Source organism: Chlorobium sp. N1 (assembly GCF_004332115.1).
Classification (GTDB): Bacteria; Bacteroidota; Chlorobiia; order Chlorobiales; family Chlorobiaceae; genus Chlorobium.
Genome location: NZ_SJPA01000010.1, coordinates 1 through 16,119, shown reverse-complemented (window position 1 = coordinate 16,119; position 16,119 = coordinate 1). Strand labels below are relative to the sequence as shown.

The 16,119-nt window shown below is 52.9% G+C and carries 13 protein-coding genes; 12 read left to right on the top strand and 1 reads right to left on the bottom strand.

Annotated features, from left to right (window positions below; translation table 11 throughout):
* Nucleotides 1-804: 804 nt before the first annotated feature.
* From E0L29_RS10190 to E0L29_RS10155, 8 genes are all read left to right on the top strand, one after another.
* A complete protein-coding gene (locus tag E0L29_RS10190) occupies nucleotides 805-1,929 on the top strand; it encodes a glycosyltransferase (protein WP_131358572.1) in 1,125 nt (374 codons plus the stop codon).
* 135 nt (nucleotides 1,930-2,064) lie between these two features.
* Nucleotides 2,065-2,652 (top strand): SLBB domain-containing protein, encoded by a 588-nt coding sequence (locus E0L29_RS10185; RefSeq protein ID WP_242664369.1) that lies wholly within the window; start codon nucleotides 2,065-2,067, stop codon nucleotides 2,650-2,652.
* Between the two features lie 149 nt (nucleotides 2,653-2,801).
* Nucleotides 2,802-5,261, top strand: a complete 2,460-nt coding sequence (locus E0L29_RS10180) for a polysaccharide biosynthesis tyrosine autokinase (protein ID WP_131358566.1) — start codon at nucleotides 2,802-2,804, stop codon at nucleotides 5,259-5,261.
* 132 nt (nucleotides 5,262-5,393) lie between these two features.
* On the top strand, nucleotides 5,394-6,386 hold the full coding sequence (locus tag E0L29_RS10175) for a GDP-L-fucose synthase (protein WP_131358563.1): 993 nt from the start codon (nucleotides 5,394-5,396) through the stop codon (nucleotides 6,384-6,386).
* A complete protein-coding gene (gene gmd / locus E0L29_RS10170; RefSeq protein WP_131358560.1) occupies nucleotides 6,383-7,498 on the top strand; it encodes a GDP-mannose 4,6-dehydratase in 1,116 nt (371 codons plus the stop codon). Before E0L29_RS10175 ends, gmd begins: the two co-directional genes overlap by 4 nt.
* A gap of 214 nt (nucleotides 7,499-7,712) precedes the next feature.
* Nucleotides 7,713-8,855: a dTDP-4-amino-4,6-dideoxygalactose transaminase gene (gene rffA, locus E0L29_RS10165; RefSeq protein WP_131358557.1), complete on the top strand. Its 1,143-nt coding sequence runs from the start codon at nucleotides 7,713-7,715 to the stop codon at nucleotides 8,853-8,855.
* Nucleotides 8,842-9,891: a TDP-N-acetylfucosamine:lipid II N-acetylfucosaminyltransferase gene (locus tag E0L29_RS10160; RefSeq protein WP_131358554.1), complete on the top strand. Its 1,050-nt coding sequence runs from the start codon at nucleotides 8,842-8,844 to the stop codon at nucleotides 9,889-9,891. The genes rffA and E0L29_RS10160 overlap by 14 nt, the downstream gene beginning before the upstream one ends.
* Nucleotides 9,888-10,448 (top strand): acyltransferase, encoded by a 561-nt coding sequence (locus E0L29_RS10155; protein WP_131358546.1) that lies wholly within the window; start codon nucleotides 9,888-9,890, stop codon nucleotides 10,446-10,448. The genes E0L29_RS10160 and E0L29_RS10155 overlap by 4 nt, the downstream gene beginning before the upstream one ends.
* 165 nt (nucleotides 10,449-10,613) lie before the next feature.
* On the opposite strand, the gene E0L29_RS10150 is transcribed toward E0L29_RS10155, so the two are convergent.
* Nucleotides 10,614-11,660, bottom strand: coding sequence for an IS5 family transposase (locus tag E0L29_RS10150; protein WP_131358543.1), 1,047 nt, complete (start codon nucleotides 11,658-11,660; stop codon nucleotides 10,614-10,616).
* A gap of 151 nt (nucleotides 11,661-11,811) precedes the next feature.
* On the opposite strand from E0L29_RS10150, the gene E0L29_RS10145 reads away from it, so the two are divergent.
* The 4 genes from E0L29_RS10145 to E0L29_RS10130 form a co-directional block, all read left to right on the top strand.
* Complete coding sequence (locus tag E0L29_RS10145; RefSeq protein WP_131358540.1) at nucleotides 11,812-12,600, top strand: hypothetical protein; 789 nt, start codon at nucleotides 11,812-11,814, stop codon at nucleotides 12,598-12,600.
* 40 nt (nucleotides 12,601-12,640) lie between these two features.
* Nucleotides 12,641-13,003 carry a methyltransferase domain-containing protein gene (locus E0L29_RS11755; RefSeq protein ID WP_207387785.1) on the top strand — a complete coding sequence of 121 codons (363 nt, stop codon included), beginning with the start codon at nucleotides 12,641-12,643 and terminating at the stop codon, nucleotides 13,001-13,003.
* A 380-nt stretch (nucleotides 13,004-13,383) separates the two neighbouring features.
* Nucleotides 13,384-14,823, top strand: coding sequence for an MOP flippase family protein (locus E0L29_RS10135; RefSeq protein WP_131358537.1), 1,440 nt, complete (start codon nucleotides 13,384-13,386; stop codon nucleotides 14,821-14,823).
* Nucleotides 14,823-16,119: asparagine synthase-related protein (locus E0L29_RS10130; protein ID WP_207387784.1), on the top strand; the 1,297-nt coding region annotated here is incomplete at its 3' end. The genes E0L29_RS10135 and E0L29_RS10130, both read left to right, overlap by 1 nt.

Below are 16,119 nucleotides of genomic sequence, written 5' to 3'. Positions count from 1 at the left end.
GTTGTTCAGGGGATGGATTCGGTGGTGGTCGGGGCGGTTTGGCTGAGGCGTTGGCGTCGGGCGGCGTATCGGGTTGTGTGTTTCGGTGCTGTCGGGTTGTGTGTCGGGCGCTTCAGGGGCGCTGGCGTGATCGCCCCGGCTTCGAGCCGGTGGGGGTACGCTGGAGTCAAGATAGGGATACGCCGTTTTTCTGCCTCCCTTCGTGTGTTACGGTTGTGTGAATTGTGGTTGCGCTGCGGGGGTCGGGGCGGTGTCCGGGCCGGTTGCGGTCCCGAAACCCTCGCGCAGTAGGCGATGAGCCCCCCCGGGTGTGCTCTCCTCTCCTTCGAGGGAGAAGAGAGGGGGGGGCGGGGAGGGAGGGAGGGAGGGAGATGAGGCGTCCCTGCATGGCCGGGTGGGGTTGCACTCGGTGAACGGTGACGGCAAGCTTTCCTGGGAGCATCCCGGGGCTGTGCGGTCACGGTCGATGCTGCTCGGTTGCCGATGCGTTTTTTTTGTTTTTGAAGTGAAAAGAGGTAAATTAGCGCACGGTTCGGCTCTGTTGGAAAGATCCGGCAGGTTTGGTTGGTATATGTGTATTTTGTATATATCTGCGCCTGCAGGGCTTTCGTTCCGGCTCCGTTCCGCAGGATTCGTCGCGTTTTTTGTTCGTGTTTTGTCTGTGTCGGCGGCCGTTGTAAGAGGCCGCAATGGGATGTGCTCATCTGCCTTTTTTAGTCGGAACGGTTCGGCCGCTGTGACTGAAGGCGGCGAAGCCGTTCCGGCCGGATCGATCCGGCTCCGTTTCCCTTTTCCCGTTACCTCATGCACGCCCCCATTCCCTCGTCCATCCTCTCGACTGTTCCGTTCCCGTCCGGCGCGCTGCTCGTCGTGCCCTTCGCGGTGACCTCGTTCGTCGCCTTCCTGCTCGTCGCCACCGCCGGGCTGCACGGGAGGCATTCGTTCGACAGCAGCGAGGGGGTGCAGAAGGTCCACGTGGGGGATACGCCGCGCATCGGCGGCCTGGCGATCCTCCTGGGGCTCGTGGCCGCCCTGCTGCTTGTCCCCGCCGGGTCGTCCCGGCTCTTCTTGCTCACGCTGGTGGCGGCCGTTCCGGCGTTCGTCTCCGGTTTCGTCGAGGACATCACGGGCCGGGTCGGCGTCAACGAGCGCCTCCTGGCTTCCATGCTGAGCGGTTTTTTCGCCTGGCTGCTGACCGGCTACCGCCTCGACCATGTCGCCCTTCCCTTCGTCGACCCCCTCCTCTCCCTTCCCGTCATTTCCGTTGCCTTCACCGCGTTCGCCGTCGGCGGCGTGGCCAATTCGCTCAACATCATCGACGGCTTCAACGGCCTGGCCGGCGGTTCCGCCGCGATCGGGTTCGGGGCGCTGGCCTTCATCGCCGCCCAGGTCGGCGATTCGGAGCTCGCCATGCTGGCCCTCGCCGTCCTGCTCGTCCTGCTCGGCTTTCTGCTGCTGAACTTCCCGTTCGGCTTGATCTTCATGGGCGACGGCGGCGCCTATCTGGTCGGGTTCCTGCTGGCCTGGGTCTCGGTCATGCTGCCGGCGCGCAACCCGGAGGTCTCCGTCTGGGCGCCGGTGCTCGTTGCGGCCTACCCGGTCGTCGAAACCCTCTTCAGCATGATCCGCCGGCTCTCCCGGCGCATGAGTCCGGGGGAACCGGACCGGGCGCATCTGCACAGCCTCATCCACCTCAATATCGTCGAGCGGTATTTCTCGGGTCTCGATCCCCGGCTCTCCAACGGCCTGGTCTCTCCCTTCTGCTGGACGTTCGCGGCCGCTCCGGCCCTGGCGGCCTGTCTCCTCTATGGCGACGCGTCGCTCTTGCGGCTGCTCTTTATCGGGCTTTTTTTCTTCTACGCCCTGCTCTACCGTTTTGTCGTGACGCGCCGTGTGCAGAGCCCTTCCGGGGCGGCGGCCGGGCGGTGAGCCCGGGTGCCGTTCCGTCCTCGTCGTTGTGTGCTGTCGCGGCGGTGCGTTATATTAGTTTGCTATTGCATTCTCTGTCGGTGTATCGCGCGCTGAATGCGTTTCTCTCTTCCTGAACCCAGATCCGATATTGCCATGAACCAGATCCTGAAGAAGGGCTCGGCCCTCCTCCTTGCCGGCCAGATGCTCCTTGCTCCGCTCGCCGCTTCCGCCGAGTCCTTCTCCGGCGGCTCCTCCTTCTCTTCGCCCTCCTCTTCGCGCTCGTACAGCGGCTACAGCCCGTTCGTGCACCCGTCTGCCCAGCAGCCGGGCTCCCCGAGTTTCGGTGTGCCGCTCGACACCTATTTCACCGACAACACCGGCAATATCCTGATGTACGTCAACGTGCTCGGCGAGGTCCAGAAGCCGGGGTTCCAGGTGATGCGCCAGGATGCCGACCTCGGCAACGTGCTCGCCATGGTCGGGGGCCCGAACGACCGGGCCAACCTCAAGAAGGTGAAGGTCATGCGCTACCGTCCCGAGAAGGGCGAGCCGGTCGTCTATACGGTCGATCTCAAGGAGTATTTCAAGACCGGTGAGCGTTCGGGCTTCGTCCAGCTGAAGCCGAACGACACCGTCGTCTTCCCGAAGGACCGCGGGCTCAAGTTCGGGCAGGTGGCGCAGTATACCGGGCTGGCGGTTTCGGTGTTGACGCTCTTTTATTTGATCGATAACAACAATTAAGAGTTGGGTGCGAGCTCCTGCGCCGGTTTTCGTTCCGGAGTTTTCCTTTTGTATTTGTGCCGAGGCGTAGTGCGCCTGCGGGTCTATAGTTAGTGTCTATAGTGTCTATCATAATCCATGGTAAGTCCATGGTCTTCAATACGCCGTAAATGAGTCAGCCGTCCCTATCACAATCCAAGCCGTCGATAACTCAAGCCGCGGCCGGTCATTTCGAGCCTCAGGTCTCTGTTCAGGAGTTGCTTCAGCTCTTTTGGGTCAAAAAGAGGCTTATCGGCTTAGTGATTCTTCTGGTCATGCTGGGAGGGGTGCTGTTCCATTTCTCCCAGACCCCTGAGTACCGCTACCCGGCCATGGTGCTCATCAAGAAAAGCGGCGACGATAAAATTGGGGGCATCAACCCCTATATCTCATTATCCGGTTCGCTGGGCAATGACATCGTGCTCATGCAGTCTGCTCCGCTGGCCGAAGAGGTCGTGCGCGACCTGTACGACGAGCCCGGTCGGCAGAAGCTGGAGCTTTTCGGTGAACGACCCTATACGGCGCCTCTGGCAGACTTCTTCGGAATCAAGTCCGAACCAGTGGATTTCGGGTCGATGCCTCGTGAAATGATGTTCAAGCTCCTTGCGGCGAGGCTCCAGGGCCGGGTGGCGATATCGAGTGCGAAAGAGACCGATATCCTCAACGTGACGGTAGCCAGTCCCTACGCCGACGAGGCGGCCCTGCTCACCAACGCGCTTTGCAAGGCCTATATGCGCAAGGACATCGAGTGGAACGCCGACCGGGCCATGCAGGTGAAGGGGTTCGTCACCGAGCAGCTCGACAAGCAGAAGGCGGAGATCAATGACGTCGACGCCCGCCTTTCCGCCTACATGAAGCGGGAGAACATCTACGAGCTCACCGGCAACGCCCAGAGCCTTCTTACCCGTCTTGTGGAAGCGGAGTCCCGCTACAACGATGCCAAGTCAGAGCAGAACATCCTGCGCAAACGCCGGGACTTCATCGTCACGAAGCTCTCCGAGGAGGAGAAAGCCTTTATGGCCAAGGTCTCGAAGAGCATCGACCGGCAGGCCGGCGAGCTGAAGGCGCGCATCCGCAACGAGGAGAAGTCCCTGATCGGGGTGGAGAAGGAGCCGAGTGCAGAAAGCCGCCAGCAGCTCGAGCTGCTCAAGCAGCGCCTGCTGGATGTGACGCGCAACAGCCTGGCCGGCGAATTGGCCTACTCCTCCGCGGCGCGCCAGTACCAGTTCGACCTCATCTCCGAGCAGCTCCAGATCGATGTCCGCCTGGCCGAGCTCAGCTACGTGGCAGAAGAGTACCAGCGCGTGAAGGGGGTCTATAACGCTCAGCTCAACCAGCTTCCCGTCAAGCAGCTCACCTTCGCCCGTCTCCAGCGTGACCGGGAGGTTCTCACCAACACCTACACCTTCCTCAAGGGCAAGCTCGAGGAGTCGCGCATCCAGATCGCCTCCGAGGTCGGCAAGGTGGTCATCGTCGGCGAGGCCTATCCGCTCGGCGGGCCGGTTTCACCGAATATGAAGAAGAACCTGCTGGCCGCGCTCATCCTCGGCCTCGGCCTCGGTGGGGTTCTGGTCTTCGTGCAGGAGATGCTTGATCATTCAGTGAGGGATGACCATTTCCTGGAGAATCACGGCTTCGTCCCGCTGGCGCTCATCCCCTTCGTCGGCGAAACAGAGCAGAGAGGGCTTCGGGAGCGTCTTTCGGCTCTTCTCAAGGGCGTTGCCGCTCGCCTGCCCGCGTTGCCGCTGCCGCTCGGCGGCGCTGCGAAGGCGGAGAGGCGCTCGTCCGGCGGGTCGAAAGGTAAAAGCAGTCTCGGCAAGCCGCTTCCCGACGGTTCCGGCCGCAAGCCGCTCCTCATCGTCGACCGGCTTGCTTCGCAGCTTGCCGAGTCTTTCCGGGAACTGCGTACGAACGTGGTCTTTTCGCAGGCCGATCGGAACATCAAGAGCCTGCTCATCACCGGTACGGAGGTCAGTGAGGGCAAGTCGACCGTCTGCGTCAACCTGGCCACCGCCTTCGCCCTCACCGGCAAGCGGGTGCTCGTCGTCGACTGCGACCTTCGCCGTCCGAACCAGCACCGGCTGGTCAATAGCAACAAGTCGCCCGGTCTCGTCGACTACCTGGCCGGCGTGCAGGGCGACGTGCACTCGCTGATCCAGCCGACCACCCTGCATGAGAACCTCTTCCTTCTGGCGGCCGGCAGCGCGGCGCCGAATCCGAACGAGCTTTTGGGTTCGAACCGGATGACCGAGCTGGTCGGGGAGCTCGAAAAGGAGTGGGACTATGTCCTGCTCGATTCGCCTCCGGTGCTCCTGCTCAGCGATGCGGCGCTCATCTCCCAGGCGGTCGACGGCATCATCATGGTCGTGCGGGTGGGGCTCACCAACAAGAACCTCCTGAGGGAGGTCCAGAAGATCGAGTACTTCAAGAAGAACCTGCTCGGCGTGGCCGTCATCGGTCCGGTCGACCCGATAGGGACGAGCGGTTTCGGGCGCTACTACGGCCGGTACGGCTACAAGGGCTACTACGGCTACCGCCGGAGCAGCTATACCTCGTATCTCGAAGCGCCTGAGGAAGAGCGGGCGGGGTAGCGGGCGCAGGTTTGGTGGCGAGTAGATCTTGACGAGCACATCTTGACGAGCACATCTTGAAGAGTAGATCTTGAAGAGTAGATCTTGAAGAGTAGATCTTGAAGAATACATCTGTCGAACAGAAAACGTTTTATGCAGTCAGCAGTGAGTGATTTCCCAAAGAGCTTCCCCAGGATCTACGTCGCAGGCCACCGGGGCATGGTAGGCTCGGCCATCGTCCGCCGCCTGCTCGCATCCGGTCATCCCGAGTCAGGCATCATCACCCGGACGCATGCTGAGCTTGATCTGACGGAACAGGCGGCGGTGCGGGAGTTCTTTGCCTCGGAAAAACCCGACCAGGTCTATCTCGCAGCCGCCAAGGTCGGCGGCATCCACGCCAACAACACCTTCCCGGCCGAGTTCATCTACCGGAACCTGATGATCGAGGCGAACGTCATCGATGCGGCGTATCGCACCGGGGTGGAGAAGCTGCTCTTCCTGGGGTCGAGCTGCATCTATCCGCGGGAGGTTTCGCAGCCGATGCGCGAGGATGCGCTGCTGACCGGCGTCCTTGAGCCGACGAACGAACCCTACGCCATAGCGAAGATCGCCGGCATCAAGCTGTGCGAGAGCTACAACCGCCAGTACGGCACCGACTACCGCAGCGTGATGCCGACGAACCTCTACGGTCCCGGCGACAACTACCATCCCGAGAACAGCCATGTGATCCCGGCGCTTGTCAGGCGGTTCCATGAGGCGAGGGTGAAGGGTGATGGGAGCGTGGTGATATGGGGGAGCGGCAAGCCGAGGAGGGAGTTTCTCTATGTGGATGACATGGCCGCGGCATCGGTGCATGTGATGAATCTCGACAGGGCGGTGTATGAAGCGCAGACAAGCCCGATGCTGAGTCACATCAATGTTGGTTGCGGTTCAGATCTTACCATCAGGGAGTTGGCCGAAACCATAGCCGACGTGGTTGGTTATGAGGGGGAGATCACGTTCGATATCACGAAACCCGACGGCACGCCGAGGAAGCTCATGGACAGTTCACGGCTCAAGGGGCTCGGCTGGACGCCTGAGATTACGCTCAGGGACGGCCTGCGGGTCGCTTACGATGATTTCGTCAAGAATTATACGCATACATGAAGAAAGCACTCATCACCGGCATCACCGGCCAGGACGGATCGTACCTTGCTGAACTCCTGCTTGAAAAGGGCTACGAGGTGCACGGCATCAAACGTCGCTCCTCGTCCTTCAACACCGAGCGTATCGACCACCTCTACCAGGATCCGCACACCAGCAAGACGAACCTGCACCTGCATTACGGCGACCTCTCGGACAGCAGCAACCTTACCCGCCTCATCGCCGAGATCAGGCCGGACGAGGTCTACAACCTCGCCGCCCAGAGCCATGTTGCTGTGAGTTTCGAGTCGCCGGAGTATACGGCGGACGTCGATGCCCTCGGCACGCTCCGCCTGCTGGAGGCGATACGGTTCCTGGGGCTTGAAAAGACATGCCGGTTCTATCAGGCAAGCACCAGCGAGCTCTACGGGCTCGTGCAGGAGATCCCCCAGAGGGAGACCACCCCGTTCTATCCGAGGAGCCCGTACGCCGTGGCCAAGCTCTACGCCTACTGGATCACGGTGAACTACCGGGAGGCCTACGGGATGTACGCCTGCAACGGCATTCTCTTCAACCACGAATCCCCCCGCAGGGGAGAGACGTTCGTCACGCGCAAGATCACCCGGGCGCTTGCCAACATCAGCCAAGGACTCGAAGAGTGTCTCTACATGGGCAACCTCGACGCCAAACGCGACTGGGGGCACGCGAAGGACTACGTCAGGATGCAGTGGATGATGCTGCAGCAGGAGGAGGCGAGGGATTATGTGATCGCCACCGGGGTGCAGTACAGCGTGCGGGAGTTCATCGAGAAGGCGGCTGCAAGGCTGGGTATTGCGATTCGGTGGGAAGGGAAGGGGAAAGAAGAGGTCGGCGTCGTTGCTTCGACTGGCGAGCAGGGTTCCGGGCCGGGTGTCGGGTCGGTTGTGGTTCGCATCGATCCGCGCTATTTCCGTCCCTCCGAGGTCGAAACCCTGCTGGGTGATCCGGCGAAGGCCAAGGACGAGCTCGGCTGGATCCCGGAGGTTGCGCTGGACGAGATGGTCGAGGAGATGGTGGCGCATGATCTTGACCAGGCAAAGCGCCATGCGCTGTTGAGGGCGAACGGCTATGAGTTGACAATGGCCTGTGAGAATTAAACAGCTTTTCATTCCTTCATGTCCCAAGTAGCAATGCGCAAAGAAGAATCGGAAGGCTCAGCCGCTGAACTTCCTGTTACGGTTTACACCCCTGATTCACTCCTTGCCCACCCATCAAAAATGCTGTGTGCTTTAGCGGGCGCGGGGGCTTGGTGTGTTGTCATCACCATTCGCGCTCCTACCTTATCAGCCGGAACGGAAAAAATACAACGACATGATCCCCTTCAATAAGCCGCATATCACCGGTAAAGAACTCTGGTACATAGCCCAGGCTCATGCCAAAGGCCAGTTGGCCGGCGACGGAAGCTTTACGAAAAAGTGCCAGCAGTGGCTGGAGGAGACTACCGGGTGCAGGAAGGCCTTGCTGACCCATTCCTGTACGGCAGCACTTGAAATGGCGGCAATCCTTGCTGATATCCAACCCGGGGATGAAGTGATCATGCCATCATATACCTTTGTATCGACCGCCAATGCGTTTGTGTTGAGAGGAGGTGTACCCGTATTTGTTGATATCCGGCCTGATACCCTCAATATCGACGAAACGCTCATTGAAGCGGCGATTACACCAAGAACCAAAGCAATCGTTCCGGTTCACTATGCTGGCGTCGGATGTGAGATGGATGTCATCATGGATATAGCCAAGCGACACAAGCTGCTGGTAATCGAAGACGCGGCACAGGGGGTTACAGCGTATTACAAAGGCAAAGCGCTAGGTTCCATCGGGGATCTGGGTGCATTGAGTTTTCATGAGACAAAAAATATTATCTCAGGGGAGGGCGGAGCATTACTGATTAATAATCCGTCATTGATCGAGCGTGCTGAGATTATCAGGGAAAAGGGTACCAATCGAAGCAAGTTCTTTCGTGGCGAAGTGGACAAGTACACCTGGATTGATATCGGCTCATCCTATCTGCCGGGTGAGATTATTGCTGCATTTCTTTGGGCACAGGCAGAAGAAGCTGACAAAATCAACCATATACGCTTGAGGCAATGGGATGTATACCACAATGAATTCGAAGAGTTGGAGCAGAGGAGAGTTTTGCGTCGGCCTTTGATTACAAAGGGATGCGAGCATAATGCACACATGTATTATGTATTGACTGATACTCATACACGAAGAAACTGCATGATAAAAGCATTAAAAGAGCAGAGGGTGCATACGGTATTTCATTACGTCCCTCTGCACAGTTCACCTGCAGGGAAAAAATATGGACGAGTGCATGGAGCGATGAAAAATACAGAGGAACTTGCTGACAGGGTTGTAAGAATGCCACTTTGGGTAGATTTGTCGGATACAGAGCAGGAAAGAGTTGTGGAGTTGGTTGCTGCAACAATGGACGCATGTGAACGAGGGTAAAATGATTTTGCATGTAGCAACATTAGATAAGTTTATTAACCCTTTCATAGAGTTTTTGAGGGATCACTTTGATGATTTTGATAGACACATGTTCTATCTCTGGGGTGACAGAAGTCAATATCCTGTGGAGAAAAGGGATGATGTTAGGTTCGGGGAGGATTTAAATAACAAGTTACTGGCGTATGGCGACTTATTGCTTAAAATGTATCGTGCTGACAAAATTATTTTGCATGGATTGTGGAATATAAATGTTGTAAAAATACTGGCGTTTAATCCATGGTTGCTGAGAAAGTGTTATTGGGTGATATGGGGAGGAGACCTGTATTCGTTTAAATTGGCTGAACGTGACAAGGCATGGGAGAGGCGGGAAGTATTTAGGCGCTTTGTGATAAAGAGGATGGGGCATCTTGTGACTTACATTGAGGGTGATGTAGAGCTTGCAAGGAAATGGTATGGAGCAAGAGGCAAGAGTCACGAATGCCTGATGTATCTGAGCAATGTGTTCAATGGCTTGGATGTACCTCCTAAAAAAAGCGCAACAATCAATATTCAGATCGGTAACTCTGCCGATCCGTCGAATGAGCATTTTGAGATGCTCGAAATCTTGGAGAAATATCGAGATGAAGATATAAGGATTTATGCTCCATTATCTTATGGTCCCAAGGATCATGCATACAAGGTAAAGACTAGGGGTAAGGAAATATTTGGCGAAAAGTTTGTGGCATTATTGGATTTTATGCCGTATGAAGAGTATCTGAGGTTTTTAGGAGAAATTGATATAGCCGTATTCAATCATAGGCGCCAGCAGGCGATGGGGAATACCATCACTCTTCTTGGACTAGGCAAGAAAGTTTATATGAGGAGTGATGTGAGTCAGTGGAAACTGTTTGATGATTTAGGTGTGCGTGTCTTTGATGTAAGAAATTTCTCGCTGGTTGTTTCGTATGAGTTTAATGCTGACAAGAATGTCGAGAATGTGCACAAGTATTTTACTGAAGAAACTTTAAGATTACAAGTTAAAGAACTTCTGAAATGAGCTACTATTCATGTGATGAGCTTGTAAGAATGGGTTTCCAAAATGTTGGCAAAAATGTTTTGGTGAGTACAAAGGCAAGTATATATAATTGTGATTCAGTTAGTATTGGAGAGAAATCTCGGATTGACGATTATTGTGTGATTTCTGGGAATGTCACAATAGGTAAGCATGTTCATTTGGCGGCGGGCTGTTTAGTGGCTGGTGGCGAAAAAGGCGTTTGTATTGAAGACTTTGCTGGATTAGCTTATCATGTAATGGTATTCTCGCAGTCTGATGATTACAGTGGGATGACCTTGACAAATCCAACAGTTCCAGATGAGTATAAAAGAGAGCGGAAGTTAAGAGTTGTATTGGGTCGACATGTTATTGTTGGGGCAGGTAGCATTGTTTTTCCTGGGGTTTCTATTGCTGAAGGTTGCGCAATTGGAGCACTATCTTTATTGCAGGATTCTACTGAGCCATGGGGGGTTTATGCTGGGCGACCAGCTGTGAGGGTCAATGAAAGACGCAGGAAATTACTTGAACTTGAAGCAGGTCTCTTGTTAAAAGATGAGTGAGTTGACAAAAATCGCCCCACAGTCTATTGGGCACCTCGATTAACTGAATTTTGAGATATCATTCCTGCCAGGTAGTTCTGGCTGGAACACATTCAATCTAGAAAAATACTGTTCTTTGACTGATTTTGAGCTGAAAAGCCCCCATTAACGGCCTCTTGGGCGCACTTATCCCAAGGAGGCGCCATGGATTACCCTATTGAGCTGGATGCAGCGCATCATATTGTAGGTCAGATTGGCCAGGCCGATCTTCCCTGTCGCGCGCGCGTAGCCGATGGTCCGAATGTACATGGCGTTCATCGTGTTTGTCATGAACCCGAAGATATGTTCGACCCTCGCGCGGTAACGGGCAGTGAGCCGGTTAGTGCTTTTCTGGCTCTGGGTAAGCTTATGGTACCGGTTGCCTTTTTCCTGGACCATGTTTGTCATGCTGCACGCCTCGATGGCCTCTTCCTGACCCACATAAGCGGCGTCTGCGAACAGGCTCTGTCCAGCATCGGCTTTGTCCAGAAGCGTTTCAAGTTCCTGAGAGTCGTGGACTGAGGCGTCGGTCACCATGTAGTCGGCGATGAACTTCGTGCCGCCGTCGGCCTTGATGTGGTTCTTGTAGCCGTAGAAGTTCATCTGGTTCTTCTTTGTCCAGCGGGCATCACGGTCTTTCTGGCGGAGCTTGTTGGGCTTCTGTTTCCAGGCTTCGGGAGTTTCGCCCTTCATGATCTGCCGGTTTTCCTCACGGCTGTTGCGCTGACGGGGAACTTCAACGAAGCTGGCGTCGACGATCTTTCCGGTGTTGGCGAAAAGCTGCTGCTCGTCAAGGGCTTCGTTGAATCGGTGGAACAGCGCTTCGATGACGCCTTCCTGGATGAGGGTTTCGCGGAACTTCCAGATGGTCTTCGAATCAGGAACCTTGTCGCTCGATTTCAGGCCGAGAAAGCGCCTGAAGCTCAGCCGGTCTGTGATCTGATACTCCATCTGGTCATCCGAAAGGCTGTAGAGGCTCTGCAGGATCAGGATCTTGAACATCATCGTGCGATCGAACGGAGGGCGGCCCATTCTACTCTTGTTGGACGGCTTGGTAAAGGCGACATCGAGAACAGGAGTGAAGATGTTCCAGTTGATGTACGACTCGAGTTTCACCAGCGGATCCTTCAGTTTCGTCAGGCGTTCCAGGAGAAAATGCTCGTCGAAAAGGCCCAGTGGATTGATGTTCTTCATGGCAGAGGGGGAAATGGAGTGGATTCTGCCATAAAATACGGGATTCGGGCCTTTTTTTGGTAAGCTATATTGCTTTTTTATAACAATTTATCGCATCAGAGATTTTTTCGAGATCCCCTTAAGTTGTGTTATCCGGAAAATGAAGTCTACTATGATGAACTATCAAGATAAAGTGGTTTGTTTTCTTGATATTCTTGGATTCAAAAAACATGTGAATGATACAATTGTTAGGGGCGGAGAGGAAGATCTGGAGCGTACTGATCACCTTATTAAGGTGTTTAATCTAATAAGGGAAATTCTTGATATAGATCAATCAGAGGAACGTTTCGGTACTGAGGTTACTCAATTCTCTGACTGTGTTGTGATTTCTTTCAATATTACAGAAGAGAGTGGTGTTTTTTATGCTCTTCTTGACATTATGTGGGTTCAGGTTAATCTTGCTCTTAATGGCATTCTTTGCAGGGGAGGTGTGGCCCAGGGAAAACTCGTGCATACGCCGAAAGTTTTGTTCGGTCCTGGAATGGTTAACGCTTACGAACTTGAATCAAAAGCAGCGGTATATCCAAGAGTGATATTTGGCGAGTCTATTATTCAGTTAGGAATACAGGCGCATGGAGCGCAAAATCGTCCTGATCAAGAGGCGAATAGCATAATGAATTTGCTTAAAAAGGACTTTGACGGCATGTATTATGTCGATTACATAACCGGTGCCCAGCAAGAACTTGACGCTCCAGAGTTTGATTATCCGGAATACCTGTCTAAACTACAAAAAATTGTGGCTGAGGGGCTCACACTGAAAGATCCCTCTATACGTATTAAATACCAGTGGTTAAAAGAAAAGTTACAACCTCACATCAATGGCATTAAGTCTTATGTGGCGTTGGAACTACCAGAAGGAAGCGATCTTCGTGAGGCATATGAATCTATTCCAGATCTTTAATCCCAATTCATCAGACATTACGATATCTACATAGTTTCTTATGATCAGTCATACACATACGAACAGACGCCCACATAACTGGCTTGTATACAATCTCGGGGATCGTTCCTTAGAAAAGTACATCCCGTACTACCAAGGCGTGATGTATGACCTCGGCTCAGGCGAGTCGCCGTATAAGGACTTCTTTCTCCAGCACGCCGATCAATATGTCGCTGTTGATTGGGCTGAAAGTCTGCACGATTTGAAGGCAGATATTCTGGCTGATCTCAATAAACCCTTATCGATTGAATCCAGTGTCGCAGATACTGTGATCTCTCTTTCCGTGCTCGAACACCTTCATTCCCCTCGTACTTTGCTTGCAGAGGCATACAGGATCCTGCGGGGGGGGGGGGGGGCAGAATGATTCTCCAGGTACCTTTTCAGTGGCATGTGCATGAAGCACCGCATGACTATTTCCGATATACCCCTTATGGCTTGAAGCACCTCTTTGAAGAGGCAGGTTTTGTAGATATCAACGTTGAGCCGCAAACCGGTTTCTTTTCGATGATAACTCTCAAAATGAATTATTTCAGTCTCCGTTTCATCCGGGGCCCAAGGCCATTGCGCTATCTCATCAAGGCCGGATTAATCCCTTTCTGGTATCTCGGTCAGGTATGTGCTCCATACCTCGACAAACTCGACAGGAACTGGGCTCATGAAACGACAGGGTATTATGTGACTGCCAGGAAGGCGTGAAAGTTTAGTTAACCAAATTGTTATGATAATGATGAGACATTTTTACTTGTGAGCCTAAAGAAAAAGGCTCTGAAAGGAGGTTCATGGACGTCGCTTGCAATGCTGTCTTCTACGGTCCTCCAGTTATTAAAAATCTCTGTTCTTGCAAGGTATTTATCCCCCGATGATTTTGGCCTGATGGCCATAGTGATGGTCTTGGTAGGTTTTTCTCAGGCATTTGCTGACATGGGAATCAGTAATGCCATCATACATCGCCAGAATATTACCCATGATCAACTGTCGAGCTTGTACTGGCTGAACCTGATGAGCGGGATTGCGCTTGCATTAGTGTTAGTTATTCTATCTCCCTTTATTTCGTTGTACTACAGTGAACCCGACTTGGTGCTGCTGACCGTTGTGGTGTCGTCGGTTTTTGTGATTACTGCTTTTGGCCAGCAATACCGGATTCTTTGTCAGAAAGAACTTCAGTTTGCTACCATTGCTCTTATCACTATTACCTCTGAGATCATCGGTACAAGTGTTGCTATCTGGCTTGCATGGTCAGGAATGGGGGTGTGGTCTCTAGTAATCTCAATGCTGGTAACTGCTGGCGTGGCCAGTGCAGGGTTTCTCCTGGTAGGGTTGCAACGGCATCATAGGCCATCATTAGTTTTTCGGCATTCAGAGCTGAAAGGGTTTTACGGTTTTGGGTTGTATCAGATGGGGGAGCGTTCTATCAACTACCTTTCGGCTAATATTGACAAGATTCTTATTGGTAAGTTTGTGGGGATGGGAGCTCTTGGCTTTTACAATATGGCTTCGCAGCTGACACTATATCCACTCCGGAAGATCAACCCGGTTGTTAACACGGTGGCTTTTCCGATGTATGCTAAGTTGCAGCATGACCCCGAGAGTCGATCCCGCTACTATGCAGTCAGTGTGAAGTTACTGAGCCTTGTAACGGTGCCCATACTCGCGTTTCTCTTTATCAATGCACATGATGTGGTGCTACTGGTATTCGGTGAAGGTTGGTCGCAAACTGCTGTATTGGTTCAGGTGATGGTGTTTATTGGCGTGTTGAAAGCTATTGGAAATCCTGGTGGAGCACTTCTTCTGGCAATGGGCCGAGCTGATGTAGGTTTCTGGTGGAATCTTGCCTGGGCCCTGATTGTGTCACTTTGTCTCTATATTGTTTTGGTGATGTCACCTTCAGCAGAGAGCGCAGTGTTCGTTCTTCTCGGGCTTTCTCTGACTGTCGGATTGGTATGGCATATCCTGGTCGCTCGTATCGGGGCATTGGATTACAAGCCGGTTGTTGTTCATCTTCTCAAGATATTTGTTGTCGCATTCGCTATAGGTGCAGTTTCTGTAACACTGGTTGGCCTGATTGATAGCTTATCGTTGATCGCACGCATCGGTGTCTTGGCAGGAAGTTACGGTCTGTTGTATGGTCTCTATTTGATGGTGGTAGAGCGAAAGTTTTTGTTGAACATTTTCAGAAATAAGTAATGCCTGGGATTTTCGGTTTTTCTGCTTTGGATAGTGACAAGACTGCATCAGGGATAGAGGCAATGAGTGAGGCGATGTACCTCTATCCGCATTTCAATCAGGATCAATCATTCCGTGATGAAGATGTTGCTGCGAGCAGGGTGCATCTTGGCAAAATAGGTATGCCATCATCACCTTTTTGCGATGAGACCCAAAACAGGGTCTGGATAGAAGGAGAGGTCTACAATCTCCCTGAAGTTGTCAAGGATGCCGGCTGGCAGAAGGAGTCAAGGGTAACGAATGCAGATTTTCCTGAGTGGATTCTGTACGCGTACCGGAATAATCAACTTGAACAATTTCTCAACAAGGTTGATGGATACTTTTGTGCTGCATTGTACGATCAAAAAGCACGAAAAGTGAAATTGATTTCGGACCGGTGCGGCATGCGCATGTTGTACTGGTATCATAGAAATGGAGTCTTTGCCTGGGCGGGAGAGGTGAAAGGGATTTTAGCATTACCTCAGGTTGATCGAAGTATTGACAGATTTTCGTTGCCATGTTTTATGGATCTAGGCTATTTGATGGGGGAGCATACGTGGTTCGAGCATATTCGGTTGATAAAGCCTGCTACAATTCTTGATTATGATATTGCTGCTAATACTATTGAGCAAAAGTATTACTGGACATGGGGAGAGATCAAGCAGTCTCAACTCAGTTTTGATGATGCAGTCGATGCATTGCATGAGGCGTTCATGACATCGGTGCAGCGGCGATTCAATCCGGATGAGCTAATCGGAATTAGCCTGAGTGGAGGACTTGATTCGAGGGCGATTTTTGCGGCTGTAAACAAGCTTTATCCTGACTATGAAGGGTATGCCTATACTTTTGGCGTGCCTGGTTGTGATGATATTGAGATTGCCAAACAGGTTGTATCACGGTCTCAGTGGCGACACGAACAGTTTCATTTTACCAGTGGTAATTGGTTTGAGCCCCGTATGCAGATGATCTGGAACACAGATGGTATGATGGATATGAAGCATATGCATGGTGGGGAATTTATCTCTCAAGTGATAAAAAATGTTGATATAAATTTGAATGGTTTTGGGGGCGGCTTACTGACAGGTGAGTGGATAGATGTAGGATTTTTAATATCAGAGAAAAAGGTAAAGTGGGGAAGGGATATCTTTAAAGGCCCTTCGTCGAATTTAGTGGGTCGCTCTTCGGCAAACTACTGCATTGTCAGATTGCCATGTCGAGCTTCCCGCAGTAAAACAGGATTCGGGTTCGGTAGCTTTCGAAGCTGTGGAACCCACGGGC